We start from the raw sequence: 25,453 nt of genomic DNA, 5'->3' as shown, positions 1-25,453 counted from the left end.
GGTGGGCGCGCGAGCGAGTCGGCTCGCGATCAGGACGCGACGGCGTACGAGCGCAGGAAGAGCGCCTCGGCGACCGCGAGGTGCTCGATCTCCGACGGGTGCACGCTCTCGTTCGGTGCGTGGATCAGCGCGAGCGGCTCCTCGACTCCCATGAGGATGATCTCGGCGCCCGGGTAGGTCTCGGCGAACACGTTGCACAGCGGGATCGATCCGCCCTGGCCGAGCGTCGTCATCGGGACCCCGAAGGCCTCGCGCATCGCCTCGGACATCGCCCGGAACGCCGGGCCGTCGGTCTCGGCGCGGAACGCCGATCCGATCGCCTCGGTCTCGACCGCGACGCGCACGTTCCACGGCGCGTGCGCGCGCAGGTGCGCGGCGAGGGCGTCGTGGGCGGCCTGCGAGTCCATGCCCGGCGGCACGCGGAGGTTCAGGCGTGCCGCGGCTCGCGGCACGATCGCCGCGGTCGAGCCGACCACACGGGGCGCGTCGATGCCGAGCACCGTGAGGGCCGGTCGCGCCCAGAGCCCGTCGGCCACGGTGCCGTCGCCCAGCAGGTCGACCCCGTCGAGCACGCCCGCGTCGGTGCGGAACTGGTCGGCGTCGTACGGCGCGCCCGTCCACGTCGCCGACCCGTCGAGCCCGTCGATCGTCGTGTTCCCGGTCGCGTCGCGGAGCGACGCGAGCATCGCGATGAGCGCCGCGAGCGCATCCGGCGCCGGACCGCCGAACATGCCGGAGTGCACCTCAGAGGCGAGCGCCTCGACGCGCACGACCACGTTCGCCATGCCGCGCAGCGTCACGGTCGCGGCGGGCCTGCCGACCGCCGCGTTGCCCGTGTCGCACACCAGGATCGCGTCGGCGCGCAGCACATCCGGGTTCGCCTCGACGTAGCGTTCGAGCCCGCCGGTGCCCTGCTCCTCGGAGCCCTCGACGACGAGCTTCAGGTTCACGGGGACGTCGTCGCCGAGCGCGCGCAGTGCGAGCAGGTGCATCAGGATGTTGCCCTTGCAGTCCGCCGCCCCGCGGCCGTGCCAGCGCCCGTCGACCTCGGTGAGCTCGAACGGCGGGGTGCGCCACGCGGACTCGTCGAGGGGCGGCTGCACGTCGTAGTGGGCGTACAGCAGCACCGTCGGGGCATCCGTCGCCATCGACCGCCGAGAGCCCACGACCGCGTCGGACCCGTCGGGCGTGCGCTCGAGGCGCGCGTCGGCGAAGCCGAGCTCGGCGAACCGGTCGCGCACCCACGCCGCTGCCCGCGCGCACTCCTCGGCCGGGAACTGCCGCGGGTCGGCGACCGATCGCATCGCGACCAGCTCGGCGAGCTCGTCGTGCGCCGCCGGCATCATCGACCGGATGCGAGCGCGGAGGTCGTCGCTCACGAGTCGCCGCCGTCGATCGTCCCCAGGTCGTCGACGAACTGCTGGAACTCGTCCAGCTCGTCGGGGCAGTACGTCTCGATGATGAGCAGCTGCCCCTGCAGCAGGCGCTCCTCGACGATGACCGGACGGGCGCCGGGCCCGGCGGCGCCGTTGGCCAGCTGGCTCAGCAGGATCGAACGCGAGAGCGCGTCGTTCGGGTTCGCGCAGACGGCGCCGCCGTCGTCGCCGAGGACCGACGCGATCTGCTGCGACGTGAGCGAGACCTCGACTCCGGCGTCCTCGAGCGCCTGGATCAGCTCCTGCGCCTTCTCGTCGGCCTCCGCGCTCTGGCGGGCCGCGCGCAGGCTCAGCAGTCCGATGACGACGAGGACGACGAGGAGGACGACGGCGACGATGTAGATGATCGACCGTTCGCGCCCGGTCTGCTGCTCGGTCTGGGTGCTCATGACGCGCTCCCCTCAGCGGTCGAGTCGGGCGTGGATGCGGAGCCGCCGCCCCCAGTGCCGGTCGCGGCGTCCGCCCCACCGGCGCCCGACTGGGGCGGGAGCTTCCACGACGGCTTGCGGAACCGGTAGAAGAGGTACGGCACGAGCAGGCCGAGGCCGAGCGCGCCGCCCGCGACGATCAGCAGGTAGATCCAGGGATCTCCGCCGCCGAACTGCGACGGCGGGATGAACCCGACGAGCAGTGCGGCGAGCGAGGCCGCGAAGCCCATGCCCGCGAGGCCGATGAGCATCGGGGCCCGGTAGCCGCGCGGGTGGTCGGGGTGCGTCCTCCGCAGCCGGATCGCGGCGACGAACATCAGCAGGTACATGATGAGGTACACCTGCGTGGTGATCACGGAGAAGATCCAGTAGGCGCTCGAGACGTTCGGGATCAGCGCGTAGCCGAGGGCGATGATCGAGGTGACGATGCCCTGGGTCACGAGCAGGTTCTGCTGGACGCCGTTCTTGTTGAGCTTCTGCAGGAACGGCGGGAGGTAGCCTTCCTCGCGCGAGATCAGCAGGAGGCCCTTCGATGGTCCGGCCAGCCAGGTGAGCATGCCGCCGAGGGATGCCGCGACGAGCATGATGCCCACGATCGGGGTCAGCCACGACACCGAGAACGCGGCGAACACGGCCTCGAACGCCTGCATGACGCCTGCCGTGAGCGAGAGCTGCTCGGCCGGGACGATCCAGCTGATCGCGAGCGCCGGGAGGATGAAGATGAGCAGCACGAGGCCCATGGCGAGGAAGATCGCCTTCGGGTACTCGCGTGCGGGGTTCTTCAGCGACGACACGTGCACCGCGTTCATCTCCATGCCGCTGTACGACAGGAAGTTGTTGACGATGAGCACGAGGCTCGCGAGGCCCGCCCACTGCGGCAGCAGGTTGGCGGCGGTCATCGGTGCGGCCGACTCGTTGCCCTGGCCGAGGAAGATCGCGCCGAGCAGCACGAGCACCGCACCCGGGATCAGGGTGCCGATGATGAGGCCGCCGCTGGCGAGTCCGGCGACGCCCTTGGTGCCGCGCGCCGAGATGAAGACGCCCGACCAGTAGCAGACCATGATGACGAGCGCGGTCCAGACCCCGCTCGACGCCAGAGCCGGATTGATGACGTACGCGAGCGTCGACGCGACGAACCCGAGCAGGCTCGGGTAGTAGAAGATCGTCATCGCGAACTGGCACCAGATGGCGAGGAAGCCCATGGGCTTCGAGATGCCGGTGGACACCCACTTGTAGACCCCGCCCTCCCAGCCGGAGGCGAGTTCCGCGGCGACGAGCGACGTCGGCAGCAGGAACACGATCGCCGGCACGAGGTACAGGAAGATCGCGGCGAGTCCGTAGACCGCCATGGTCGGCGCCGGCCGCAGGCTCGCCACCGAACTCGTCGTCATGAGCGCGAGTGCGATCCACGAGATCCAGACCGTGCCCGGCACGGCCTTCGCCTTCGACATCGCCGCGCCGCGCGGGCGTTCGGCCGCGGCATCCGCCGTGCTCACGACCTCACCGCCCGGGTCGTCATCGATCGGTCCACGCCCATCGCCCCCCTCGGTTCCGGATACAAGCGAAATCTAGCGACGCGCCGGAGCGCGGATTCGGGACCAAAGGCCGTCGATGAGCGGGCCCGGGAGTACCGTGTGACTCGTCATCGCAGCCGTCGAAAGGAACTCCCCGTGGATCTCTGGGCCTGGATCTGGTTCTTCTTCTGGATGTTCGCGTACATCGCGTACCTGTTCGTGCTCATCTACATCGTGATCGACATCTTCCGCGACCACTCGCTGAACGGGTGGCTGAAGGCGGTGTGGGTGATCTTCCTCGTGTTCCTGCCCTGGATCACGGGTCTGGTCTACCTGATCGCCCGCGGGAAGGGCATGGCCGAACGCTCGGCCCGCAAGCAGGTCGAGTACGAGACGCACACGGCCGAGGAGTACCGCCAGATCTCGTTCGCGAGCCCGGCCGACGAGATCGCGAAGGCGCAGGCGCTCCGCGACCAGGGCGTCATCACCCCCGGTGAGTTCGAGGCGATCAAGGCGAAGGCGCTGGGGTCGAAGTTCTGAGCGCCGGCTCGACGGAGTCGCGGCACCGCGCCCGGTACCGCGAGATCGCGGCGGTCCTGCGCCGGCACAGCTTCGGCCTCCTGGCCGGGCTGGTCGGCGGGGGCCGCCGCGCTCCGTTCCGGCGCGGGGCCGCGCCCGACGGCGACGCCGCGGCCGAGGCCGCCGCGATCGCCGGTCCGCCCGAGCACCTGCGCCGGGCGCTCGAGGAGCTCGGCCCGACGTTCATCAAGTTCGGCCAGTTGCTCTCCACGCGCTCCGACCTGGTGCCGCCCGCCTACGCCGACGAGCTCGCGAAGCTGCAGGACGCCGCGCCGCCGGTGCCCGTCGACCAGATCCGCGCGGTGATCCGGAGCGAGCTCGGCGCCGACGCCGACGAGCTGTTCGCCTCGTTCGAGGACGTGCCCCTCGCCTCCGCCTCGATCGGGCAGGCGCACGTCGCCGTGCTGCACGACGGCACGGAGGTCGTGGTCAAGGTGCGCCGGCCCGGTGCCGTCGCGCAGGTGCAGCAGGACCTCGAGATCCTCCGCAACCTCGCCGACCGGGCGAGCCGCAGCTGGAGCCTCGCCCGCGAGCACGACGCGCGCGGCCTCGCCGACGAGTTCGCGCAGACGCTGCTCGCGGAGCTCGACTACCTGCAGGAGGGGCGCAACGCCGAGCGCTTCGCCGCCGACTTCGATCTCGAGGCGGATGTCGCGATCCCGCGCGTCTACTGGGATTTCACGACGTCTCGCGTGCTCACGCTCGAGCGGATGACCGGCCTCAACGTCGGCGATGCCGCCGCGCTCGACGCGGCGGGGGTCGATCGCAAGCGCGTGGCGCGTCGAGGTGCCGAGATCGTCCTCAAGATGACGTTCGAGGACCGCTTCTTCCACGCCGATCCGCATCCGGGCAACCTGTTCGTCCAGCCCGACGGCACGATCGCGCTCATCGACTTCGGCATGGTCGGCGAACTCGACGAGACGCTGCGCGACCAGCTCGGCGCGCTCTTCGTCGCACTCGTGCGCGGCGACTCCGAGCGGCTCGCATCGGCGCTGATCGACCTGTCGCCGACCTCCGCGCATGCCGATCGCGAGCTGCTGGAGGACGACCTCGCCGAGTTCCTCTCCCGCTACCGGCTCGACTCGCTGCGCGCCACCCCGTTCGCCCGCATGATCGCCGAGCTGTTCGGCATCCTGCGCCGTCATCGGCTGCGCCTGCCGCGCCAGATGGCCCTGCTGTTCAAGGCCCTGCTCGTGATCGAGGGGCTCGCGCTCCGGCTCGATCCGGAGTTCCGGCTCGGCGAGACGCTCCGCCCGTATGCGCAGCGCCTCGCGCGCGAACGGCTCAGCGCGATCGCGCTCGCCAAGCGCGTCGCCCGGGCGTCGGCCGACCTCGGCGAGCTCGCGCTCGAGATGCCCGGGGCGGTCCGTCGGCTCCTCGAGCACGCGGACGAGGGCGGCATCCAGGTGCACCTCCGCGCCGCGGAGCTCGAGCCGCTCGTGGGCCGCGCCGAGCGCATCGGCAATCGGCTCGTGGCCGGCATGATCAGCGCCGCGCTCATCACCGGGGTCGGCGGGATCGTCTCGAGCGAGCGCAAGTGGCGCTCGTGGGAGGGCGTCATGCTCGGCACGGGTCTCGGCGTGCTCGGTTCGCTCGGCGGCTACCTGGCCTGGACGTCCCGACGATCGGGGCGTCGCCGGCGAGGGTGACGGACGCCGCGGGGCGCGTTCCGCACCTCGCACCGCCCGGCGGGTGCCGTTGCTGCGCGCTGCGGAAACGGGGACTGTCGTCCCCCTGTTCGGGTGGCATACACTACCGCGCGTGGCCGACCCCGACGGCGCACTCGCCGGAGCCCCCCTGCGCGTGGAGCGCACGCTGCGCACGCCTGCATCGGCCGGCGCCGAGCAGTTCGCGTCGGTGCTCCTCGCGGCGCAGGCGGGAGCCCGCTGGGCCAACACGCGGTTGTGGAACGACCACGCCCCCGCCGTCGCCGCATTCCTCCGGGCGCGCGGTTCGCGCGAGCCGGAGGACCTCACGAGCGAGGTGTTCCTCGCCGTGTTCGACCGCCTGGGCGACTTCGACGGGGGAGCGGCGGACTTCCGGGCCTACGTGTTCACGATCGCGTATCGGCGCCTGGCCGACGAGCTGCGCCGCCGGTCGCGGCGCGGCGACACGGCGGAGTGGTCGCAGGAACTCGACGACCGGCGTGCGCCGAGCGCCGAGGAGGAGGCGGTCGGGCGGCTCGGGGATCGCTCCGCCCGGGACCTCATCGACTCGCTCGCGCCCGATCAGCGCGACGTGATGGTGCTGCGCATCATCGGCGACCTGACGGTCGAGCAGGTCGCGCAGGTGCTCGGCAAGCGCCCGGGCGCGGTGAAGGCGCTGCAGCGACGTGCGCTGGAATCGCTTCGCAGGAAGATCGCGTCGGGCCGTACCCCTGGGCGCCGCTCCGTCGATGGCAGGGAGTGAGATGACGACCGACCCGATCACCGACGACGACGCGGAGGCACTGCTCCGCGGGCGTTCCCCCCGCGCCCGCGCCGAGCTCTCCCCCCTCGCCGACGCGATCGCCGGATACCGGATGTCGTCATCCGGGGGGTCGCCGCGGCCGAGCGCCGCGGTGGCCTCCCGCCTCGATCCCGACCTCGTGTCGGCGATCGGGGTCGCCCCTGGAGAGAACCCGGACATGGCGGCGAGCGCCCCTGCGTATGCGCCGCCGGCAAGGAGAAGACGAGTGGTGATGGAGTGGTTCGCGGGCCTCGGCCTGGCGACGAAGATCTCGGTCGGTGCGGCCGCGGCGATCGCGGTCGGTGCGACGGGAGCCGGCGCCGCGGGCGCCGCGGGCATGCTGCCCGAGCCGGCACAGGTCGTGTTCGACCAGGTCGCCGGCACGGAGCCGGGCGTGGATCGGGCCGGCGGTTCGGACCTGCGCGGCGCCGACGGCGCGGGTGACGACGAGAGGGCGACAGGGCTCGAGCACGCGGAGGAGCGCGCCGGTTCGGGGCTCGAGACGGCCGTGGAGCACGCCGACGAGAACGCCGAGTTCGGCCTCGACACGGCCGAGGAGAACGCCGGCTCCGGCATCGGCACCGGCGCCGAGCGGTCGGCGGACGCCGGGCAGCCGGCCGGCGCCGGCGACCAGGCGGAGGGGGCGGCCGACCAGTCCGACGGTGCAGGCGACCAGGTGGACGGCGCCGGTTCCCGGTCGGGCGACCACGGAGCTGCGGACTCGGACGACTGACCCGCGCAGTTTCGATCGGGCCCTCGCCGGGATTCGGCGGGGGCCCGTCGGCGTCCGGAGGGGAGTCGGAGGCACCGGTCGGCTGACCCGAGCGATACCCGGTACCTATTTTGACAATACCCCTGGGGTATTGATACGGTGGCGTCATGACCTCGAAGCGCTACCTCATCATCGGCGGTGTCGCCGGCGGCATGTCCGCTGCGACCCGACTGCGTCGCCTCGACGAGCACGCCGACATCGTCGTGCTCGAGCGCGGCGGGCACGTCTCGTTCGCGAACTGCGGTCTCCCCTACTACCTCGGCGGCGTCATCGAGGAGCGCTCCAGCCTCCTCCTGCAGACCCCCGCCTCGCTCGGCAGCCGGTTCAACCTCGACGTGCGCGTGCGCACCGAGGCCGTCTCGATCGACCGCGAAGCGAAGACCGTGCTGGTGCGCGACCTCGTCACCGGCGGGGAGACGAGGGAGCCGTACGACGCGCTCGTGCTCTCGCCCGGCGCCACCCCCGTCCGTCCGCCCGTGCCCGGCGGCGACCGCATGCTCACCCTCCGCGACATCGACGACGTCGACCGCGCGATGGCCGAGCTCGAGGTCGCGCCGCGTACCGCCCTCGTCATCGGCGCCGGCTTCATCGGCCTCGAGATGGTCGAGAACCTCGTGCACCGCGGCCTCGACGTCACGCTCGTGGAGCTCGGCGACCAGGTCCTCCCGCCGCTCGACGCCGAGATGGCCGCGCCCGTCGCCGAGCGACTCCGCGATGCCGGCGTCGACGTGCGCCTCGGCACCCAGGTGACCGAACTCCACGCCGACACCGCTCTGCTCAGCGACGGCACGAGCGTGCCGGCCGAGTTCGTGCTCGGCTCGATCGGCGTACGCCCCGACACCTCGCTCGCGGCCGCCGCGGGCCTCGAGATCGGCGAGCGCGGCGGCATCCGCGTCGGCGACGACCTGCGCACCAGCGACCCGCACATCTGGGCCATCGGCGACGCCGTCGAGAAGGTCGACGCGATCAACGGCGAACACCGCCCCGTCGCGCTCGCGGGACTCGCGAACCGCCACGGCCGGCTCGCCGCCGACGCGATCGCGGGCCGCGACATCCGGGTCCGCAACGCCCTCGGCACCGCCGTCGTCGGACTCATGGGCCTCACGATCGCCACGACCGGCTGGCCCGAGAAGCTCCTGCGCCGCGTCGGGCGCGAGATCCGCGTCATCCACACGCACCCCGCCTCGCACACCGGCTACTACCCGGGCGCCGAGCAGATGGCGCTGAAGCTCGTCGTCGACGCGAAGACCGACGAGATCCTCGGCGCCCAGGGCATCGGCGGCCACGGCGTCGACAAGCGCATCGACGTCATCGCGACCGCGATGGCCGGCGGCCTCACCGCCTCCGACCTCGCCGACCTCGAACTGGCGTACGCGCCGCAGTTCTCGTCGGCGAAGGACCCGGTCAACATGCTCGGCTACGTCGCGCTCAACGCCGCCGAGGGGCTCACCCCGTCGATCCAGTGGCACGAGCTCGACGCCGCGATGGCGGCGGGCGACACGCTGATCGACGTCCGCACGGCCGACGAGGTCGCCGCGGGCGCGATCCCGGGCTCGCTGAACCTCCCGCTCGACTCGCTTCGCGACCGCATCGACGAGCTGCCCGCCGGGCGCCTCGTCGTGCACTGCAAGGTCGGGCAGCGCGGCCACACCGCGGTCCGCCTGCTCGCCCAGCTCGGCCGCGAGGCCGTCAACCTCGACGGCGGCTACCTCACGTGGGAGGCCGGCGAGTCCGCCCGCCGCCACGCCGAGGCCCGCGAGACCGCGGCCGCCGCCTGACGCGGCGCGCCACCAGGCTCGAACGACACCCACGCACGCACGACCCCTGAGGAGAACCATCATGTGCAGCCCCGTCACCTGTTCCTGCGGCAGGACCACCTGGTCCGGCTGCGGCCAGCACATCGACTCGGTGAAGGACGTCGTCCCCGCCGACCGGTGGTGCGACGGCGACCACGACGCTCGCTGAGCCGCGGCATCCGCCCCATTCGACCTTCACCGGGCCGGCTCGACCGGGCCGCCCGCAGAACCCCGAGGAGAACCACATGTGCCGAGCCGTCACGTGCCGCAAGTGCGGCAAGACCACCTGGGCCGGGTGCGGCCAGCACGTCGACCAGGTCATGCGCGGCGTGCCGCGCGCCCAGCGCTGCGCGGGCCACGAGGAGGAGCCGTCGACCGGCTTCTTCGCCAGGCTCTTCGGGCGCTGATCCGCAGCCGATGCCGCTGATCCGGTCGATCCGGGGCGTCTCCGTCCGCCCGGACACGCTCGCGCCCGGCTCAACCGCTCCCGCCGCGCCCCTCGGCCGCGAGGACGTTCGCGGCCTGCGCGCCGCCGCCGCGCAGGCCTGGGCCGACACCATGGGGGACGCGACGAGCTGCGCGCTCGCGAAGGACGGCCGCTCGTACCCCGCGGGCAAGTACCACGAGGGGCGCACGGCGGCACTCGGGGAGCTGCTTCGGGCGCTGCCGTCGGATGCGTCGGGGCGGCGCGTCGCCGCTGAGCTGTCGGATGCCTCAGGGCAGACGGTCGCCGCGCTCGCCGCGTCGCTCGCCGACGAGTGGGCGGCGCATCCCGTGCCGAAGGGCGCGGGCCGCGACTGGGAGAGCTACCGCGCGGGTGGGGCGCACGCGCTCGCCGAACTGGCCTCCCGGCGGTGATCGGTCGCGATCAGCGGCGGCGCTCGCGGAGCGTGCGCTCGATCGCATCGACCGCCGCGTCCATGGATCGGTAGGAGCGCCGGATGCCGATCCGTGGCCGCATCCAGAGGATCTCGACGTCGTCATCTCCACGGGTGAGATAGCCCATGATCTGACGCGGGTCGCCGTCGTCGCGACTGGTGTCGACGATGCGCCAGATGTCGTCGCCGAGTTCGACCAGGCAGGTCGCGGGAACCGGAGTCGTCGGAGTGAGTCCCATCATCGCGCACCTCGCAATCGATCTTCAGTCAAGACTGCAACGATCGCGCGGGCACCGGGAGGGCCTTGACGGACGCCGAAACGGTTCCCTCGCGTGGCGACGTGCTCGCGGAGCGACCGCGAGCCGTCGCGATGGGCGACGGTTCGCGCCATCCGTGGCCCGGGTCGAGCAGAGACGGGTCGAGCAGAGGGATGTCGCCCAGGGCTATGACGTGACGCGTGCGGCGATCGGATCCCGCTCGGCGTGCAGCGGGGCCTCCTCCGGAGCGCCGACGAACCGCTCGGTGTCGGCGATGGCCGCCGAGAGCAGGGCGACGAGTCGGCTGTCGCGGTCCGGGACGGCTGCCGTCGCGATCCCGTCGACGGCGCCGGTGATGACATCGCGGCACTGCTTCACCGACGTGCGCGGGCGACCCCGCCCGACCTCGTCGATGAACCGGATGGCCCAGGCGTCGGCCGCCGGAACGGCGCGCAACGCCGACTCGGCGAGCTCGCTCGCCTCCGCGGCGAACTCGTCGTCGCGGTCCGCGAGCGCGACGAGTGCCACCCGAAGGCCGACGGCCTGCGACCGCTGGCGTTCCTCGGCGGCGACCGGCAGGGCCGCGTGCGCGGCTCGCACGGCCAGCAGGACGTCGAGCTCCGGATCATCGCTCGTGAGGCCGACGACGGACGGGATGAGCGCGGTGAGCCGAGCGCGGCCGGAATCGCTCGTCCGGTCGTTGACCAGTCGCGCGAGGTGCGCGAGGGTGCCGTGGGTGCAGGCCGGATGATCGCTCCACCGCTCGCCCGCGAGGTACGAGGCGAACTCCATGAAGCAGGCCCCGCGGCGCGGGGAGCGGTGCTTCCCGGCTGACAGGATCGGGACGACGTCCGGCTCGAGTTGCGCGTTTCGCATGAGACCCCCCTCGCTCCTTCCACTGTGCGCCTGCTGCGCCGGCGATTCAAGGGCCCGGCGGATGTCTCGGTGCCGCTGCGGCCGGGACCGACGGCGGGAGGGCGCTCGTCGATCGCGGTGCGGTGTGGCATAGTACTGATCGCCGGGCACTCGAACGGAACGCGTCGGCCCGATGCGGCAGCCGATGGGTTCCGCCACCGTCGAGGGAGGCCGAACATGGCTCGGGAAACGAGCGTCACGCCCATCCGGCCCTCGTCGAGCCTCCGCGAGCGCGTGGAGGCGGCGCTGGCCGCCGCCATCCGTTCCGGCGAGATGAAGCCGGGCGAGTTGTTCTCCGCGCCGACCCTCGCCGCACGGTTCGCCGTCTCGGCCACCCCGGTGCGCGAGGCGATGCTGAACCTCGAGAAGCGCGGGTTCGTCGAGATCGTGCGGAACAAGGGGTTCCGCGTCACCGGGGTCAGCGACCAGGACCTGCAGGACATCGTCGACATCCGCCAGCTGCTCGAGCCGCCCACGGTCGGTGCCCTTGCCGGCCGCATCCCCGCGGAGTCGTACGGGCACCTGCGCGACCTCGCCGGCCGCATCGTCGACGGTGCCGTTCGCGGCAGCCTCGCCGACTACCTCGAGGCCGACGCGGACTTCCACGCCGCGGTGACGTCGCACGCCGGGAACCCGCGGCTCAGTGCGTTGATCACGGAACTCCGCGCGCAGACGCGCCTGCCCGGCCTGGCCGACCTCCTGGCGACCGAAGAACTCGCGGCCTCGGCCGACGAGCACCTCGAGCTCCTCGACCTGCTCGAGGCGGGCGACGGCGAGGGCGCGGAGCGGCTGATGCACCGCCACATCGCGCACATCATCGGCTGGTGGGCGGGACGTCCCGAAGCCGAGTGAGCGGACACTCGAATCATCGTGTCACCGGGCCGGGGTGGCGCGATCGACCCTTCTCCTCACTTGAGATGTGTGACATAGTACTGAGACGTCAGGCCGAGGTCGGGAGGTGCGCGTGAGCCGGGTCGTCATCGTCGGCGCGGGGATCGTGGGCGCCGCGACCGCCCGGGAGCTCGCGCGCTCCGGGCACGACGTGGACGTCATCGAGCGCAGCGCGCCCGCCAGCGGAACGTCGGGTCGAGGCGAGGGCAACGTGCTCGTCAGCGACAAGGCACCGGGTGCGGAGCTCGAGCTCGCGCAGCTCTCGCGGGCGCTCTGGCGCGAGCTCGCGCGAGACCTCGAAGAGGAACTCGGCGACGGCTTCCCGGGCATCGAGTTCGAGCCCAAGGGCGGGCTCGTGGTCTCGACCACCGAGGCGGGCGCCCAGCCCCTGCTCGACTTCGCAGCGGCGCAGCGCGACGCCGGCGTCCGCGCCGAGGTCGTCGGCGCAGCCGACGCTCTCGCCCTCGAGCCGCACCTCTCGCGGGCGCTGACCGCGGGAATCCTCTACCCCGACGACGCCCAGGTCCAGCCCGTCACCGCGACCGAGGCGCTGCTGGCCTCCGCCAGGCGCGCGGGCGCGCGCGTCGCAACGGGTGCGGAGGTGCTCGGCGCCGTCCGCGAACCCCGGGGGCCGATCGAGGGGGTCACCGTCCGCTCGGCGGACGGCCGCGAGTCCGTGCTGCGCGCCGACGTCGTCGTCAACGCCGCCGGGCCCTGGGGCGCCGAGCTCGGTCGGCGGCTCGGTGCCCCGATCCCGGTGCGGCCCCGGCGCGGCATGGTCCTCGTCACCACGCGGATGCCGCATCGCGTGCGCCGCAAGGTCTACGACGCCGACTACGTGGGCGCCGTCGGGTCCTCGACCGCCGACCTGCAGACGAGCAGCGTCGTCGAGTCGACCGCGTCGGGGACCGTCCTGATCGGGTCGTCGCGCGAGCAGGTCGGGTTCCGCGACGACTTCAGCAGCCGCATCGTCGCCGAACTGGCCCGCAAGGCGATCCTGCTCTTCCCCTTCCTCGCCGACGCATCCGTCATGCGCAGCTACAGCGGATTCCGGCCGTACATGCCCGACCATCTCCCCGTCATCGGCGAGGATCCCCGATGCGAGGGGCTGTGGCACGCCACCGGCCACGAGGGTGCCGGCATCGGACTGGCGCCGGGCACGGCTGCCATCCTCTCCGCCCTGGTCGGCGGCAACCGGCCCCCCATCGACGCCGACCCGTTCGCGGTGAGCCGGCCGGGACTCGCGCCGCACCTCGAGGAGGCGCCGGCGTGAGCCCGGCGCGCATCCCCGCCGACCGCGACGCGGTCGGGCCCCGGCGCAGTGCGGCGATCGAGATCAGCCTCGACGGCCGGCCGGTCGCCGGCCTCCGCGGCCAGACGCTCGCGGGCGTGCTGCTCGGCTCGGGGCGGCTCGCCTGGCGGACGACGTCCACGCGGGACGAGCCGCGCGGCGTGTTCTGCGGGATCGGTGTGTGCTTCGACTGCATCGCCGAGGTCAACGGCGAGCGCGACGTGCGGCTCTGCCAGCGTCGGGCGTCCGACGGCGATCGCGTGGTGTCGCAGCACGATGCCCTGCCCAGCCCGGTGACCGACGCCGAGGCGTCGCCGAGCGGCGCCGCACCGGATCGCGGGGTGACCTCGTGACCGCGGGCGTCCTCGTCATCGGGGCCGGCCCGGCGGGCCTGGCCGCGGCCGTCGCCGCGCTCGACGGCGGCCGACGCGTGACCGTCGTCGACGGCGCCGACCTGACCGGCGGGCAGTACTGGCGGCACCTGCCCGACGAGCGGCGCGGCCGGCACGAGTCGCGCCTGCACCACGGCTGGTCCCGGTACACGCAGCTGCACGACCGCGTGAGCCGCGACTCGGCCTGCGAGCTGCGGCTCGGCGCGAGCGTCTGGGCGATCGAGCCCGACGACGATTCGCCCTCCGGTCTCGCGGTCGAGCTCGCCGAGGGTGCGATCGACGCCGCGGGGGCACGGATGGCGCGGCTCGCGCCCGAGGCGATCGTCCTGGCGACCGGGGCGCACGACCGCACGCTGCCGTTCCCCGGATGGCAGCTGCCCGGCGTGTTCACGGGCGGCGCCGCGCAGGCGCTCGCCAAGGGCGAGCGCGTCCGGGTCGGCGAGCGCGTCGTCGTGGCCGGTGCCGGTCCGTTCCTGCTCCCGGTGGCGACCTCCGTCGCCGAGGCGGGCGGCCGGGTCGTCGCGGTCGCCGAGGCGAATCCGCTCGGGCGGATCGTGCGGGGCTGGTCGCCGAGGCCCTGGCGCCTGCTCCGCGCATCGTCGAAGCTCGTCGAGCTGACGGGGTACCTCGCCGTGTTCGCCCGCCGCCGGATCCCGTATCGCACGCGTACGGCGGTGGTCGCCGCGCACGGCAGGGATCGCGTCGAGGCGGTGACGCTCGCCCGCCTCGACGCGGAGTGGCGAGTCGTTCCGGGGACGGAGCGCCGCGTCCCCGCCGACGCCGTCTGCGTCAGCCACGACTTCACCCCGCGGCTCGAGCTCGCGATCGCGGCGGGCTGCACGATCGACGCACGCCGGTTCGTCGTCGTCGACGAGCGCCAGTCGACGACGGTCCCGAATGTCTACGCCGCGGGCGAGATCACCGGGATCGGGGGCGTCGACCTCGCGCTCGCCGAAGGGGCGATCGCCGGCGCCGCCGCGGCGGGTGCGGAGCCCGATCCGGCCGCGCTGCGACGCCGGGCCGTCTTCGCCGACGTCGCAGCGCGCATCCGGGCCGCGCACGGTATCCGCCCCGGATGGCGCCACTGGCTGCACGAGGACACCCTCGTGTGCCGGTGCGAGGAGGTCGGCTACGGTCGCCTCTGCGCGACCGCCGCGGCGACCGAGGGCGGCGGACTCCGCTCCCTGAAGCTCACCACGCGAGCCGGCCTCGGCATCTGCCAGGGCCGGATCTGCGGACGGACCGTCGAGGAGCTGCTCCTCGACGAATCCGGCGCGGACCGATTCCCCGACTCGGTCGGCACCGACCGGCGCCCGATCGCCGCGCCCCAACGGCTCGGCGACCTGGCGTCGATCGGCGCCGACGACCAGGACCCCTCATGACCACCAGGAAGGACACCCACGACATGGAACCCAGGAGCCCCCTCGGCGGCGTGATCGTCGCCACCGCGCTGCCGTACAAGGAGGACCCGTCCGCTCCGGCCGGCCTCGCGGTCGACTACGACCGCTTCGCCGAGCACTGCGACTGGCTCATGGCGAACGGCTGCGACGGCGTCGGGCCGAACGGCTCGCTCGGCGAGTACTCGTCGCTCACCGACGAGGAGCGTCGGCGCGTCATCCGGGTCGCGGTCGAGGCGGTGGGCGAGCGTGGCATCGTCGTCGCCGGAGTGCACGGGCCGGGCTGGCACCAGGCCAAGCACTGGGCCGAGCTCGCCGCAGAGGACGGCGCCACGGGCGTGCTCGCGCTGCCGCCGACCATGTACCGGGCCAGCCGCTCGCAGGTCGTCGAGCACTACGAGCGCATCGCCGAGGTCGGGCTCCCGATCATGGCGTACAACAACCCGATCGACACCAAGGTCGACCTCGTGCCCGACCTGGTCGCCGAACTCGCGCAGATCGAGCACGTGGACGCGATCAAGGAGTTCTCCGGCGACGTGCGCCGCGCATTCGAGATCTCGGAACTCTGCGACATCGACATCATCGCCGGCGCCGACGACGTGGTGTTCGAGCTCCTGCTCGACGGCGCGGTCGGGTGGTTCGCGGGGTTCCCGAACGCGTTCCCCGCCGAGTCGGTCGAGATCCACGACCTCGTTCGTTCGGGCCGGATCGACGAGGCCCGTGAGCTCTACCGCAACCTCGTCGCGATCTTCCGGTGGGACTCGCGGACCGAGTTCGTGCAGGCGATCAAGCTGAGCATGGAGATGGTCGGTCGCTACGGCGGACCGTGCCGGCCGCCGCGCGGCCCGCTCACGCCGGAGCACGAGACCGGCGTCCGTGCCGACATGCAGCGGGCGATCGACTTCCTCGCCTCGCGGCAGCCGGCGCTGGCCTGACATGCGCTCCTCGCGGCTGTTCACGGCGGTCGACTCGCACACCGAGGGGATGCCGACGCGCGTCGTCACCGGCGGGGTCGGCGTCATCCCCGGCGCGACGATGAACGAGCGGCGGCTGTACTTCATCGAGCACCTGGACCACATCCGGAAGCTGCTGGTGAACGAGCCGCGCGGGCACGCGGCGATGAGCGGTGCCATCCTGCAGCCGTCGACCCGCCCGGATGCCGACTTCGGCGTTCTCTACATCGAGGTCTCGGGGTGCCTGCCGATGTGCGGTCACGGCACGATCGGCGTGGCGACCGTGCTCGTCGAGACCGGCATGGTCGAGGTGGTCGAGCCCGTCACCGAGATCCGGCTCGACACGCCCGCGGGCCTGGTGATCGCGCGGGTCGAGGTGAGCGACGGCCACGCCGACTCGGTGACGATCGAGAACGTGCCCTCGTACCCGGTGCGACTCGACGAGACGATCGAGGTGCCAGGCCTCGGCACCGTGCCCTACAGCCTCGCCTTCGGCGGCAACTTCTACGCGATGGTCGACCTCGACGACGTCGGGCTCCCCTTCGACCGGGACCGGCAGCAGGAGATCCTCGAGGCCGGCCTCGCGATCATGCGCGCGATCAACGAGCAGGCGCCCCCCTCGCACCCCGAGATCGACGGCGTCGACCACTGCCACCACGTGGAGTTCATCGCGCCGGGCTCGGATGCCGCGCACTCGCGCCACGCGATGGCGATCCATCCCGGATGGTTCGACCGCTCGCCCTGCGGCACCGGCACCTCGGCGCGGATGGCCGAGCTGTGGGCTCGCGGGGAACTGCCGCTCGACCGCGACTTCCGGAACGACTCCTTCATCGGCTCGAGCTTCACCGGCCGGCTGATCCGCGAGACCGAGGTCGCCGGCATCCCCGCGGTCGTCCCCACCATCACCGGCCGGGCCTGGGTGACCGGCATCGGCCAGTACCTGCTCGACCCCACCGACCCCTTCCCGGAGGGGTTCGAGTTCTGACCGCCGGAAGCGAGCACGGCGACCGCCGTCGCGGCCGGCTTCGAAGCGCCAAGCTGTGAGCGCGCACATGTCGGAGGACTACCGTCCGGTCATGAGCACGAATCACGCGTCCGATGCGACGCCCGAGCACTTCGCGGCCTTCGCGGTCGACCACATCCTCGTCGACCAGCTCCCGGCCTCGCTCGGTACGGTCGATGCGCCGGAACGCTACACGGTGAAGGCCGTCTTCACTCGTCGCCCGCTCCCGCAGGAGATCGAGCTCCTGGCGATGCCCGCGATCGAGGAGCGCCTCGCCGTCGCGGGGTACACCCACACGACGCTGAGCACGTCGGACCGGCGCCTCATCATCACGAACACCAACCTGCACGAGCTGAAGAACGGACTCGCGCACCTCGTCGGGCAGATCCTCGACGACATCGGCAGCCAGGTCGCGACGACGCGATCGGCCCAGGCGAAGGATGCCGCGGAGCTGGCGTCGCGCGCGGCGGAACGGGCCAGCCACATCGTCGACGAGGCCGCGCAGATCGATTTCTCCGCTCGCACGTCGCACTACAGCTGAGCGGCTCCGACCTCCCAGACCTGTGAGTGCGCACATGTTGCGCGGCTAGTCTCCGGAGATGGACACGACGCGCCCCGATCCGCAGAGCCGACGGCGATGGGACGACGCGCGCCACCGGCACTGGCACGGTGCCGCGGCGACATCCGAAACGTCCGAGCGCGAGGCCGCGGCCGAGACGGCCGAGGCCGGTGAGGCCGCGGAGGCGGCCGAAGGCGCCGACGCCGAGGAGACTCGTGACTCGCTCGCTCACGAGGGTCGTGTGACCCGGTGGGAGCAGGCCACGGGCCGGACCTGGGACCGCGGGCACGGAACCGGCGGGCAGTCGTAGACGGACCGGTCGCCGGCCCTCCGGCCGCCCGGTGAGACGCGAAGAGCGGATGCCGTGAGCATCGCCTCCGAAGAGGCGCGCCCGCGACATCCGCTCGATGCGCGTCGGGATCGCCGTCGATCAGACGGCGCGCACGCTATGAGATGGTGCGGATGTTCTCAGCCTGCAGGCCCTTGGGGCCGCGGGCGGTCTCGAACTCGACCTTCTGGTTCTCCTCGAGCGAGCGGAAGCCGCCCGTTGCGATCGCGCTGAAGTGCGCGAAGACGTCGGCGCTGCCGTCGTCGGGAGCGATGAAGCCGAAGCCCTTGTCGGCGTTGAACCACTTGACGGTTCCGGTTGCCATATTCATTTCCTTCTGTAAAGCCGAGCCGCCGGAGCGGCTGCGACGTGCACGACTAGGCCGTGCGATGTTCCGACGACGACGTCCGTCGACGGAAGTTGGTGGGTGCGTCCGGCGTGGGGACGACGACGGGACGGGCGGCCTGCGGTCGCGCGGGATTCGAGATCGCGCCGAGGGCTTCGATGAAGGGGATGTCGCCACGTCCTGGCTGGTCGTCGACTTCCCAGCCGGAATTCGCGGGCGAACGCCCGCTGCAGATCTGTCGAGTGTACGCGACGGACATGGGAGGGCACTGTGAGGGCGGCCGGCAGCGGTCAGCCGGAGAGGGCGTGCACCGTCAGCGGGTGCTGCTTCCCCTTGATGCGGACCTCCGTCAGGGTCGTCGCGTCCAGCGCCGGCGCGTCGTCGAGGGCCCGGTAGGTCTCGTCGCTCAGCAGGATGGGGAAGCCCGTGTCCTTGGTCCGGTCCTCCAGCCTCGAGGCGAGATTCACGGCATCCCCCATCACCGTGTACTCGATGCGCTCCCTGCCGCCGATGTTGCCCGCGATGACCGGGCCCGTCGCGATGCCGATCCCGGCCTCGAGGCGCGGCAGGGCGGCGACGGTCTCCTCCCGATTGAACGCCGCCAGTGCCCGCCGCATCCCGAAGGCCGTCTTCACGGCGCGGTCCGCGTGATCCGGCATCGGGTTGAGGGGCGTGCCGAAGACCGCCAGGACGGAGTCCCCGCCGAAGCGCGTGACCATGCCGCCGTGCTCGACGACGACGGCCACCATGGCGGTCATGTAGCGGTTGATCAAGCCGACCAGTCGTGCCGGCGGCATCCGTTCACTGAGGGTGGTGAAGTCCCGGATATCGGAGAAGAGCACGGAGCACTCGACCTGGGTTCCGCCCAGGCCCGCCCCGGTCTCCACGGCCGCCCGCGCGACTTCGGGACTCACGTAGAGGCCGAACAGCTCGCGAAGGCGCTCGCCCTGCCGCAGCCCCTCCGTCATGGAGTTGAACCGCTCGCCCAGGTATCCGAGCTCGTCGTTCGTCGACACCACGATCCGGGTGTCGAGCTCGTTCGCCTCCACGCGACCCATCGCCTCCTGCAGGGCACGCAGCGGCCCGACGATCGCGCGCGCGACGAGGATGGCCGTGATCAGCCCCGCAGCGAGCCCGACCGCGAGGATGAACAGCTGCACGAGGATGAGGTTGTCGAGGATCGCCTCCGGGTTCTCGGAATCGAGGAGGGCGCGGGTCCGAACCTGGGACAGGATGACGAGCAGGACCGGCGTGATGCCGCCGATCAGCACGAAGGCGAGCAGCAACCGCCTCCGCACCCACGGCCGGAAGGCGCGGACGGCGCTGAGGTTCCCGTCCGGGAGGAATGCGGGGACCTGTTCGCGCCAGACGAGGTCGGTGCCGAAGTAGACGATGGTCGTCGTGACGGCGCCGCCGACCGCGATGCCCACGAAGTTGCCCGGATCGCCGTACAGGACCGAGAAGAGGACGGCCATCACCAGGCCGGCAGCGCCCACGAGTGTCGCGCCGATGAGGGGCCAGTTCAGCACCAGGCGGGCGACGCGCGCCGGCAGCTCGGAGGCGGGGGTGCCCGCCTCGATCGCGCGCCGCCACGTTCGGATCGGTCGCCCGAGCCCGCTGATCACCGCGAGGGCCCCGACGAACATGACCACCGCGGTGGCACCGAACACCACGATGTCCGCGGTCTCGAGCGAGCGCACCGCCGCTCCGCCGACCGGCGGCGGATCGATGACCGCGAAGTACAGGAAGATGATCAGCGCACCGAGGAAGTTCGCGCCGACGATGAGCAGGACGAGCTTGCGGGTCGTGTCCCGTGGAGTCGGCCGGGAGGTCGTCATCGCGTCTGCCCTCTTCCTCGGTGGGCCGTGCCGGAGCCGCGGGGCTCGCGCCGCGCCGCCCGCGCCCACGCGCCCATGGTCTCATCGCTTCGCGAAGAATCCTCGGCTCGGCCGGGGAATGTCGATCCGGCGGTAGCCTGAGGCATCCGTCACGCCGGCGCTTGCGAGGAGCCATGGCCGTCACGCAACCTGCGATGTCACCGTCCGACCTTCCGGTCGAGGTGGTGCTCGACCGCGCCACGGGCCCGCGCCGGGCCGAGGCCGACGAGCTGGTCGCTCTCTTCGCCGACGTGAGCGGCGAACCGCCGATGGTGTGGGCCGGTCGCATCGTCGGCTTCGGGGAGTACGAGTACCGCTATGAGAGCGGGCACGGCGGCCGGTCGCCGCTCCTCGCGTTCGCGCCGACGGCCAGGCAGCACACCATCTACCTTCCGGACGGCTTCGCCGAGCGGTGGCCCGACCTGATGGCCGCACTCGGCCCCCATCGCGCGAGCAAGGTCTGCCTGTACCTCACACGGCTGACGGGCGTGGACCGCGGCGTGCTGCGGACGCTGCTCGAGCGCGCGCTCGCCGCGGCGCGGGCGCAGGCGCGCTGAGCCCCGGCGCGATCGACGGAAGCACGAGCGGCGACGGCCTCCCGAACGGGGGCTCCGCATGGTGAGTCCCGCCATGACCTTCGTCCCGCGGCCGCGCCCGGAGCCCGCGTAGACAGATGCCATGAGCGACGACATCACCGAGCTGACGCAACTCGCCCACGAGGGCAGCACCCGGCCGCTCACGACCACGCCGGTCGTCGGTTCCCCCGCCCGGGAGTACTCGGGCGTCCTCGCGGTGGGCGACGAGCCCGTCGAACCCGGCGAGCTGCGCGTGACCGTGCTCGGCAGCGGCGATCCGTTCGTCAAGCGGTCGCAGGCGTCGGCGTCGATGCTCGTCGAGGTGGGCAACGAGCAGCAGGACCGGTTCCTGTTCGACGTCGGCTCGGGTTCGCTCGCGAACCTCAACGGCCTGGGCCTGCCGGTCACGGGCACGACGAAGGTGTTCCTCACGCACCTGCACGCCGACCACGTGGGCGACATGCCGACGCTGATCTGGAGCCTGGCGAAGTCCGGCCGTCGCGACCCGGTCGAGGTGTGGGGTCCGGCCGGCGAGTTCCGGCCGCTGGGAACCCGCCGCTACACCGAACTGCTCGAGGCCGCGCACGCGTGGGACATGGAGTCGTTGAACGGTCACCCCGGGCAATCCGGCGCGATGACGATCACGACCGAGGTGCCGTACGACCGTCCCGCGGTGGTCTACGAGCGCGACGGCGTGAGCATCAGCTCGTTCCCGGTGATCCACCTGGTGAACGGCTCGGTCGGATACCGGCTCGACTACGCGGGCCGCAGCGTGGTGTACACGGGCGACACACGTCCGACGCAGACGGTGATCGAGGCGTCCGACGGCGTGGACCTCCTGATCCACGAGACGTTCCCGACCGCCGAGGTGATGTCGCGCAAGTCGGGCATGCCGCTCGAGGTCGCGAAGCTCGTCATCGAGAGCTCGCACACGGCTCCCGCGATGGCGGGAGAGGTGTTCGAGCGGGCGGGCGCGAGGATGTCGGCGATCTTCCACCTCGCGGTCGACCACGACACGGTGCCCGGCGTGTGGAGCGAGATGCGCACACGTCACGACGGGCCGGTCGTGATCACCCAGGACCTGACGACGTTCGACATCACCCAGGACCTGACGACGTTCGACATCACGGCCGACGCGATCGTGGTGCGCCAGCGGCTGATCCGGCCCGACCTGTGGCCGGTGGTCGGCCCCACGACGGTGACCGGACCGCCCATGACCGCGCCGCACAACCCGCCCGCCTGGTGGGCGGAGAAGCTCCTGGCGGACACGCACGCGCACTGACGACCGGGCTCCGGCCCTGGCACGAGGGGGTCCCACATGCTGACGGCGACCGTGGTCCTCGTGGTCATCATCGTCTGGGCGGTGTGCTCGGCGCCGCTGGACCGCCGCGGGATCACCTCGGCGCTGTTCTTCTCCGTCGCGGGGCTCGTGCTCGGCGCCTCCGTGCTCGGCTGGATCGACGTCGAACCGGAGTCGGCGACGTTCGAGCGGCTGACCGAGGTCGCGCTCGTGCTGCTGCTGTTCAGCGATGCCAGCCGGCTGGACCTGCGGTCACTGCGCAGGGGCGTCGGATGGCCGAGCCGCCTGCTGTTCATCGGCCTCCCGCTGACGCTGCTCGCCGGCATCGGGGCGGGCATGCTCGCCTTCCCCGGCATGGCGCTCGCCTCGGTCGTGCTGCTCTCGACGATGCTCGCCTCGACCGACGCCGCCCTCGGCCAGAAGGTCGTCACCGACACGGCGGTCCCCGCCCGTGTGCGCCAGGCGCTCGACGTGGAGAGCGGCCTGAACGACGGACTCGCCGTGCCGTTCTTCCTCGTGGCGCTCGAGATCGCGAACGCCGACCTCGAGACGCTTCCGACCGCCGCCCTGGTCGGGAACATGGCCGCCCAGATCGGCTGGGGCATCGCGGGCGGGCTCACGGCGGGCGTCGTGGGCGGCCTGCTCTTCCGCGCGGCCGCCCGTCGCGGGTGGATCGGCGAGGACTGGCGGCAGATCGTGCCGCTTGCGGCCGCGCTCGCCGCCTACGCGATGGCACTGACGCTCGGTGGAAGCGGATTCATCGCGGCCTTCGTCGGCGGCATCGCGTTCGGAAGCCTCTCGGGCGCGCGGGGGTCGACGGTCACGCTGCTCACGGAGGAGTCGGGCGGATTCCTCGCCGCGGTCACGTGGATCGGCTTCGGCTCGGTGCTGCTCACCCTCGCCATCCCGTACCTGACGTGGCAGGTCCTGCTCTATGCGCTGCTCAGCCTCACGATCGTGCGCATGATCCCCGTCGCGATCGCGTTCGCGGGGCAGCGCATCGGGCGACCCACGGTGGCATTCATCGGATGGTTCGGCCCTCGCGGACTCGCCTCGCTGGTGTTCGCACTGCTCGCGGTGGAGCGCGGCATCCCGGACAGCGAGGTCGTCCTGACGACGGTCTTCGTCACGGTCGCGCTGAGCGTCCTGCTGCACGGACTCACGTCGGTCCCGCTCGTCTCGCTCTACCACCGCTGGTACGAGGGACATGCGGCCGAGCACCCCACGGCGGCGGAGACGGTACCGGCGACGGTCTCCCGCGGTCGTCGGGTCGGACGTGCGTCGCGGGCCGGCGAGAGCGCCGAGCCGGAGGGAACACGCTGATCGCGGGCTCTTCGTCGTGGTCGGGACGGCCGGGCGCTCGAGAACGCAGAGGTCCGCTCGTCCGGCTCGAGGAGGCGCTCGCGGACGCCAGGTGGGCCTTCAGCTCGCGTCGGCTCCGGGCGGCGCGGTGCTCTTGCGGACGACGAGCGTGGTCGGGACGAACGACCGGCCCGGTTCCGGCGTCTTGGTCTCGATCTCGTGCATCAGCTTCTCGATGCAGAGTCGCCCCACTTCGGCGAAGTCCTGGCGGATCGTCGTCAGCGGCGGCCAGAAGGCCTTCGACTCCTCCATGTCGTCGAACCCCACGATGCTGATGTCGCCGGGGATGGCGAGACCGGCCTCGTGGAAGGCCTGCATCGCTCCCAGTGCCATCTGGTCGTTCGCGGCGAACACGGCGGTGATGTCACCCCGTGCGGCGATCTCCGTGCCGATGCGATAGCCCGAATCGGTCGTCCAGTCGCCCTGGAACGCCGGTGGCGGCGTGATGCCGTGCTCGCGAAGGGTCGCCGCCCATGCCCGTGCGCGATGCAGGCCCGAGAAGGAGGTGTCGGGCCCCGCGATGTGCCACACGGTGCGGTGCCCGAGCCCGAGCAGGTGCTCGGTCGCCTGCCTCGCGCCCTGGGCCTGGTCGGTGTCGACGATCGTGAAGCCGTCTCCCGCGTTCGAATCGATGATGACCACGGGTTGGTCGGCCGGCAGGCTGATCTCGGCACGGTCGAGCAGGTGCGCCTCGAAGATGATGATGACGCCGTCCACGGCCTGCTCGCTCAGCCTCCGGTACGCTCCCGAGACGTTTCCCGTGGTGGGGTCCGGGATGCGGATCACGGTCACGGTGTGGTCCGCGTCCGCGGCCGCGGTGGTGATCGCGTCGAGCGTGCGCATGTTCCCGAAGGTCGAGAGCGTGAACGTGATGACGCCGATCGACCGGAATCGGCCCGTGCGGAGCGCCCTGGCTGCCCGATTCGGCTTGTAGCCGACCGTGTGCATCGCCGCCAGCACGCGGTCGCGAGTGGCCGGGTCGACGTTCGTCTTCTCGTTCGAAACGCGGGAGACGGTCTGCGCGGAGACGCCGGCCACCTTCGCGACATCGGCGATCGATGGTCCGCGCCGGGTTTCAGGGCGTGCGCGGGATGCGTCGGGCATGGGGACTCTTCCGTTCGGGTGGGAGGTGCCGATGAACCATGTTCACGTAGACATGCTAGGGGAAGTGTGATATCTGTTTACGTGAACATCCCGCAACTCGAAGGATTCGCTTCACCATGACAACGACGTCCCCGTCACTCGCCCATGCGGTCGGCCGCGGCCGGAGCCGCGGCCGCCGCTGGATCGCCTGGGCGTTCGTGGCACCCTTCATGGCCGTCTTCGCGTTCGTGCTGGTCGCGCCCGTCATCTATTCGATCTACCTCAGCCTGTTCCGTGAACAGCTCATCGGCGGCGTCAGCTTCGTCGGCCTCGACAACTACGCCGCGGCGCTCACCGACGAGAAGTTCTGGGCTTCGTTGGGCCGGGTCGCGCTGTTCCTCGTCGTGCAGGTGCCCATCATGCTCGGCATCGCACTCGCCGCCTCGCTCGCCATCGACAGCACGCGTCTGCACGTGTCCTCGTTCTTCCGGATCTCGATCTTCCTGCCGTACGCCGTGCCCGCCGTCGTGGCGACCCTCATGTGGGGCTTCATGTACGGCACGCGGTTCGGGCTCATCGGCAACCTCAACGACGCCTTCGGGCTCGAGCTCCCGGCTCCGCTCTCGTCGAGCTGGGTGCTCGCATCGATCGGCAACATCGTCACCTGGGAGTTCGTCGGGTACAACATGCTGATCTTCTACGCGGCGCTGCGCGTGATCCCGACCGATCTCTACGAGGCCGCGGCCCTCGATGGGGCCGGCGCATTCCGGATCGTCCGCAGCATCAAGATCCCCGCCATCCGCGGAGCGATCGTGATCGCTTCGATCTTCTCCGTGATCGGGAGCTTCCAGCTGTTCAACGAGCCCAACATCCTGAAGACCCTCGCGCCGAACACGATCAGCACGTTCTTCACGCCCAACATGTACGCCTACAACCTGTCCTTCGCGGGACAGCAGTTCAACTACTCCGCGGCGATCGCGATCATCATGGGCCTCATCACGGTCGTGATCGCCTACGCGGTCCAGCTCTCCGGACGTCGGAAGGAGGCCTGATCGTGGCGACCGAAGCGATCA

The 25,453-nt window shown here is 71.8% G+C and carries 29 protein-coding genes; 20 read left to right on the top strand and 9 right to left on the bottom strand.

Features of this window, described 5'->3' with window-relative positions:
- Positions 1-29 precede the first annotated feature (29 nt).
- The 3 genes from ACULK2_RS17620 to gadC are packed head-to-tail and all read right to left on the bottom strand — an operon-like array spanning position 30 to position 3,360.
- On the bottom strand, positions 30-1,379 hold the full coding sequence (locus tag ACULK2_RS17620; RefSeq protein WP_445967844.1) for a dipeptidase: 1,350 nt from the start codon (positions 1,377-1,379) through the stop codon (positions 30-32).
- Entirely contained in the window at positions 1,376-1,825 is a 450-nt protein-coding gene (locus tag ACULK2_RS17615; protein ID WP_445967845.1) for a hypothetical protein, read from the bottom strand. Before ACULK2_RS17615 ends, ACULK2_RS17620 begins: the two co-directional genes overlap by 4 nt.
- Positions 1,822-3,360, bottom strand: a complete 1,539-nt coding sequence (gene gadC / locus ACULK2_RS17610) for a glutamate/gamma-aminobutyrate antiporter GadC (protein ID WP_445967846.1) — start codon at positions 3,358-3,360, stop codon at positions 1,822-1,824. The genes ACULK2_RS17615 and gadC overlap by 4 nt, the downstream gene beginning before the upstream one ends.
- A 174-nt stretch (positions 3,361-3,534) precedes the next feature.
- Between gadC and ACULK2_RS17605 the strand changes: the two genes are divergently transcribed.
- The 8 genes from ACULK2_RS17605 to ACULK2_RS17570 all read left to right on the top strand — a co-directional run bounded on the left by ACULK2_RS17605 (position 3,535) and on the right by ACULK2_RS17570 (position 9,831).
- The gene (locus ACULK2_RS17605) at positions 3,535-3,918 is read left to right on the top strand and encodes an SHOCT domain-containing protein (protein ID WP_445967847.1); all 384 of its coding nucleotides are present in this window, start codon (positions 3,535-3,537) and stop codon (positions 3,916-3,918) included.
- Between the two features lie 239 nt (positions 3,919-4,157).
- Positions 4,158-5,606, top strand: coding sequence for an ABC1 kinase family protein (locus ACULK2_RS17600; protein ID WP_445967848.1), 1,449 nt, complete (start codon positions 4,158-4,160; stop codon positions 5,604-5,606).
- 112 nt (positions 5,607-5,718) lie between these two features.
- A complete protein-coding gene (locus ACULK2_RS17595) occupies positions 5,719-6,366 on the top strand; it encodes an RNA polymerase sigma factor (protein ID WP_445967849.1) in 648 nt (215 codons plus the stop codon).
- A gap of 1 nt (position 6,367) precedes the next feature.
- On the top strand, positions 6,368-7,138 hold the full coding sequence (locus tag ACULK2_RS17590; protein ID WP_445967850.1) for a hypothetical protein: 771 nt from the start codon (positions 6,368-6,370) through the stop codon (positions 7,136-7,138).
- Positions 7,139-7,284: 146 nt separating this feature from the next.
- Entirely contained in the window at positions 7,285-8,955 is a 1,671-nt protein-coding gene (locus ACULK2_RS17585; protein ID WP_445967851.1) for an FAD-dependent oxidoreductase, read from the top strand.
- Positions 8,956-9,016: 61 nt separating this feature from the next.
- Positions 9,017-9,142: a DUF8730 family Cys-rich protein gene (locus tag ACULK2_RS17580; RefSeq protein WP_501044940.1), complete on the top strand. Its 126-nt coding sequence runs from the start codon at positions 9,017-9,019 to the stop codon at positions 9,140-9,142.
- A 76-nt stretch (positions 9,143-9,218) separates the two neighbouring features.
- On the top strand, positions 9,219-9,380 hold the full coding sequence (locus tag ACULK2_RS17575; RefSeq protein WP_445967852.1) for a DUF8730 family Cys-rich protein: 162 nt from the start codon (positions 9,219-9,221) through the stop codon (positions 9,378-9,380).
- A 10-nt stretch (positions 9,381-9,390) separates the two neighbouring features.
- A complete protein-coding gene (locus ACULK2_RS17570) occupies positions 9,391-9,831 on the top strand; it encodes a hypothetical protein (protein ID WP_445967853.1) in 441 nt (146 codons plus the stop codon).
- Positions 9,832-9,841: 10 nt separating this feature from the next.
- On the opposite strand, the gene ACULK2_RS17565 is transcribed toward ACULK2_RS17570, so the two are convergent.
- Both ACULK2_RS17565 and ACULK2_RS17560 read right to left on the bottom strand, forming a co-directional pair.
- On the bottom strand, positions 9,842-10,090 hold the full coding sequence (locus tag ACULK2_RS17565; RefSeq protein WP_445967854.1) for a hypothetical protein: 249 nt from the start codon (positions 10,088-10,090) through the stop codon (positions 9,842-9,844).
- A 204-nt stretch (positions 10,091-10,294) separates the two neighbouring features.
- Positions 10,295-10,984: a hypothetical protein gene (locus tag ACULK2_RS17560; RefSeq protein WP_445967855.1), complete on the bottom strand. Its 690-nt coding sequence runs from the start codon at positions 10,982-10,984 to the stop codon at positions 10,295-10,297.
- A 216-nt stretch (positions 10,985-11,200) separates the two neighbouring features.
- On the opposite strand from ACULK2_RS17560, the gene ACULK2_RS17555 reads away from it, so the two are divergent.
- The 8 genes from ACULK2_RS17555 to ACULK2_RS17520 all read left to right on the top strand — a co-directional run bounded on the left by ACULK2_RS17555 (position 11,201) and on the right by ACULK2_RS17520 (position 17,819).
- On the top strand, positions 11,201-11,875 hold the full coding sequence (locus ACULK2_RS17555) for a GntR family transcriptional regulator (protein ID WP_445967856.1): 675 nt from the start codon (positions 11,201-11,203) through the stop codon (positions 11,873-11,875).
- 112 nt (positions 11,876-11,987) lie between these two features.
- Positions 11,988-13,187 (top strand): NAD(P)/FAD-dependent oxidoreductase, encoded by a 1,200-nt coding sequence (locus ACULK2_RS17550; RefSeq protein ID WP_445967857.1) that lies wholly within the window; start codon positions 11,988-11,990, stop codon positions 13,185-13,187.
- Complete coding sequence (locus ACULK2_RS17545; protein ID WP_445967858.1) at positions 13,184-13,558, top strand: (2Fe-2S)-binding protein; 375 nt, start codon at positions 13,184-13,186, stop codon at positions 13,556-13,558. Before ACULK2_RS17550 ends, ACULK2_RS17545 begins: the two co-directional genes overlap by 4 nt.
- Positions 13,555-14,979 (top strand): FAD-dependent oxidoreductase, encoded by a 1,425-nt coding sequence (locus ACULK2_RS17540; protein WP_445967859.1) that lies wholly within the window; start codon positions 13,555-13,557, stop codon positions 14,977-14,979. The genes ACULK2_RS17545 and ACULK2_RS17540 overlap by 4 nt, the downstream gene beginning before the upstream one ends.
- Positions 14,976-15,929 (top strand): dihydrodipicolinate synthase family protein, encoded by a 954-nt coding sequence (locus ACULK2_RS17535; RefSeq protein ID WP_445967860.1) that lies wholly within the window; start codon positions 14,976-14,978, stop codon positions 15,927-15,929. The genes ACULK2_RS17540 and ACULK2_RS17535 overlap by 4 nt, the downstream gene beginning before the upstream one ends.
- Before the next feature lies 1 nt (position 15,930).
- On the top strand, positions 15,931-16,932 hold the full coding sequence (locus ACULK2_RS17530) for a proline racemase family protein (RefSeq protein WP_445967861.1): 1,002 nt from the start codon (positions 15,931-15,933) through the stop codon (positions 16,930-16,932).
- 91 nt (positions 16,933-17,023) lie between these two features.
- Positions 17,024-17,491, top strand: a complete 468-nt coding sequence (locus tag ACULK2_RS17525) for a hypothetical protein (protein WP_445967862.1) — start codon at positions 17,024-17,026, stop codon at positions 17,489-17,491.
- 58 nt (positions 17,492-17,549) lie between these two features.
- Positions 17,550-17,819, top strand: a complete 270-nt coding sequence (locus ACULK2_RS17520; RefSeq protein WP_445967863.1) for a hypothetical protein — start codon at positions 17,550-17,552, stop codon at positions 17,817-17,819.
- A 136-nt stretch (positions 17,820-17,955) separates the two neighbouring features.
- On the opposite strand, the gene ACULK2_RS17515 is transcribed toward ACULK2_RS17520, so the two are convergent.
- The 3 genes from ACULK2_RS17515 to ACULK2_RS17505 are packed head-to-tail and all read right to left on the bottom strand — an operon-like array spanning position 17,956 to position 20,021.
- Positions 17,956-18,162 (bottom strand): cold-shock protein, encoded by a 207-nt coding sequence (locus ACULK2_RS17515; protein WP_445967864.1) that lies wholly within the window; start codon positions 18,160-18,162, stop codon positions 17,956-17,958.
- Positions 18,163-18,214: 52 nt separating this feature from the next.
- Positions 18,215-18,442: a hypothetical protein gene (locus ACULK2_RS17510; RefSeq protein WP_501044939.1), complete on the bottom strand. Its 228-nt coding sequence runs from the start codon at positions 18,440-18,442 to the stop codon at positions 18,215-18,217.
- A 31-nt stretch (positions 18,443-18,473) separates the two neighbouring features.
- Positions 18,474-20,021, bottom strand: a complete 1,548-nt coding sequence (locus ACULK2_RS17505; protein WP_445967865.1) for an adenylate/guanylate cyclase domain-containing protein — start codon at positions 20,019-20,021, stop codon at positions 18,474-18,476.
- 194 nt (positions 20,022-20,215) lie between these two features.
- On the opposite strand from ACULK2_RS17505, the gene ACULK2_RS17500 reads away from it, so the two are divergent.
- The 3 genes from ACULK2_RS17500 to ACULK2_RS17490 all read left to right on the top strand — a co-directional run bounded on the left by ACULK2_RS17500 (position 20,216) and on the right by ACULK2_RS17490 (position 23,258).
- Positions 20,216-20,617, top strand: coding sequence for a DUF1801 domain-containing protein (locus ACULK2_RS17500; protein WP_445967866.1), 402 nt, complete (start codon positions 20,216-20,218; stop codon positions 20,615-20,617).
- 121 nt (positions 20,618-20,738) lie between these two features.
- Positions 20,739-21,917, top strand: coding sequence for a guanitoxin biosynthesis MBL fold metallo-hydrolase GntH (gene gntH, locus ACULK2_RS17495; protein WP_445967867.1), 1,179 nt, complete (start codon positions 20,739-20,741; stop codon positions 21,915-21,917).
- 36 nt (positions 21,918-21,953) lie between these two features.
- On the top strand, positions 21,954-23,258 hold the full coding sequence (locus ACULK2_RS17490; protein ID WP_445967868.1) for a cation:proton antiporter: 1,305 nt from the start codon (positions 21,954-21,956) through the stop codon (positions 23,256-23,258).
- A gap of 99 nt (positions 23,259-23,357) precedes the next feature.
- Here ACULK2_RS17490 and ACULK2_RS17485 read toward each other — a convergent pair whose 3' ends face one another.
- Complete coding sequence (locus ACULK2_RS17485) at positions 23,358-24,401, bottom strand: LacI family DNA-binding transcriptional regulator (RefSeq protein WP_445967869.1); 1,044 nt, start codon at positions 24,399-24,401, stop codon at positions 23,358-23,360.
- A gap of 116 nt (positions 24,402-24,517) precedes the next feature.
- On the opposite strand from ACULK2_RS17485, the gene ACULK2_RS17480 reads away from it, so the two are divergent.
- On the top strand, positions 24,518-25,432 hold the full coding sequence (locus tag ACULK2_RS17480) for a carbohydrate ABC transporter permease (protein ID WP_445967870.1): 915 nt from the start codon (positions 24,518-24,520) through the stop codon (positions 25,430-25,432).
- Positions 25,433-25,453: the final 21 nt, after the last annotated feature.

The sequence above is a fragment of the Agromyces molybdatiresistens genome (genome assembly GCF_052748445.2).
The sequence above is the reverse complement of the archived record's forward strand: the minus strand, read 5'-3'. Positions and strand labels throughout refer to the sequence as shown.

What these genes read in the sequence shown, in the direction of transcription:
- ACULK2_RS17480 (WP_445967870.1), top strand. Translation starts at nt 24,518, where the DNA reads ATGACAACGACGTCCCCGTCACTCGCCCATGCGGTCGGCCGCGGCCGG.
- ACULK2_RS17530 (WP_445967861.1), top strand. Translation starts at nt 15,931, where the DNA reads ATGCGCTCCTCGCGGCTGTTCACGGCGGTCGACTCGCACACCGAGGGG.
- ACULK2_RS17575 (WP_445967852.1), top strand. Translation starts at nt 9,219, where the DNA reads ATGTGCCGAGCCGTCACGTGCCGCAAGTGCGGCAAGACCACCTGGGCC.
- ACULK2_RS17585 (WP_445967851.1), top strand. Translation starts at nt 7,285, where the DNA reads ATGACCTCGAAGCGCTACCTCATCATCGGCGGTGTCGCCGGCGGCATG.
- ACULK2_RS17590 (WP_445967850.1), top strand. Translation starts at nt 6,368, where the DNA reads ATGACGACCGACCCGATCACCGACGACGACGCGGAGGCACTGCTCCGC.
- ACULK2_RS17570 (WP_445967853.1), top strand. Translation starts at nt 9,391, where the DNA reads ATGCCGCTGATCCGGTCGATCCGGGGCGTCTCCGTCCGCCCGGACACG.
- ACULK2_RS17615 (WP_445967845.1), bottom strand. Translation starts at nt 1,825, where the DNA reads ATGAGCACCCAGACCGAGCAGCAGACCGGGCGCGAACGGTCGATCATC.
- ACULK2_RS17490 (WP_445967868.1), top strand. Translation starts at nt 21,954, where the DNA reads ATGCTGACGGCGACCGTGGTCCTCGTGGTCATCATCGTCTGGGCGGTG.
- ACULK2_RS17565 (WP_445967854.1), bottom strand. Translation starts at nt 10,090, where the DNA reads ATGGGACTCACTCCGACGACTCCGGTTCCCGCGACCTGCCTGGTCGAA.
- ACULK2_RS17510 (WP_501044939.1), bottom strand. Translation starts at nt 18,442, where the DNA reads ATGTCCGTCGCGTACACTCGACAGATCTGCAGCGGGCGTTCGCCCGCG.
- ACULK2_RS17505 (WP_445967865.1), bottom strand. Translation starts at nt 20,021, where the DNA reads ATGACGACCTCCCGGCCGACTCCACGGGACACGACCCGCAAGCTCGTC.
- gntH (WP_445967867.1), top strand. Translation starts at nt 20,739, where the DNA reads ATGAGCGACGACATCACCGAGCTGACGCAACTCGCCCACGAGGGCAGC.
- ACULK2_RS17485 (WP_445967869.1), bottom strand. Translation starts at nt 24,401, where the DNA reads ATGCCCGACGCATCCCGCGCACGCCCTGAAACCCGGCGCGGACCATCG.
- ACULK2_RS17525 (WP_445967862.1), top strand. Translation starts at nt 17,024, where the DNA reads ATGAGCACGAATCACGCGTCCGATGCGACGCCCGAGCACTTCGCGGCC.
- ACULK2_RS17520 (WP_445967863.1), top strand. Translation starts at nt 17,550, where the DNA reads ATGGACACGACGCGCCCCGATCCGCAGAGCCGACGGCGATGGGACGAC.
- ACULK2_RS17515 (WP_445967864.1), bottom strand. Translation starts at nt 18,162, where the DNA reads ATGGCAACCGGAACCGTCAAGTGGTTCAACGCCGACAAGGGCTTCGGC.
- ACULK2_RS17535 (WP_445967860.1), top strand. Translation starts at nt 14,976, where the DNA reads ATGACCACCAGGAAGGACACCCACGACATGGAACCCAGGAGCCCCCTC.
- ACULK2_RS17555 (WP_445967856.1), top strand. Translation starts at nt 11,201, where the DNA reads ATGGCTCGGGAAACGAGCGTCACGCCCATCCGGCCCTCGTCGAGCCTC.
- ACULK2_RS17560 (WP_445967855.1), bottom strand. Translation starts at nt 10,984, where the DNA reads ATGCGAAACGCGCAACTCGAGCCGGACGTCGTCCCGATCCTGTCAGCC.
- ACULK2_RS17580 (WP_501044940.1), top strand. Translation starts at nt 9,017, where the DNA reads ATGTGCAGCCCCGTCACCTGTTCCTGCGGCAGGACCACCTGGTCCGGC.
- ACULK2_RS17500 (WP_445967866.1), top strand. Translation starts at nt 20,216, where the DNA reads ATGTCACCGTCCGACCTTCCGGTCGAGGTGGTGCTCGACCGCGCCACG.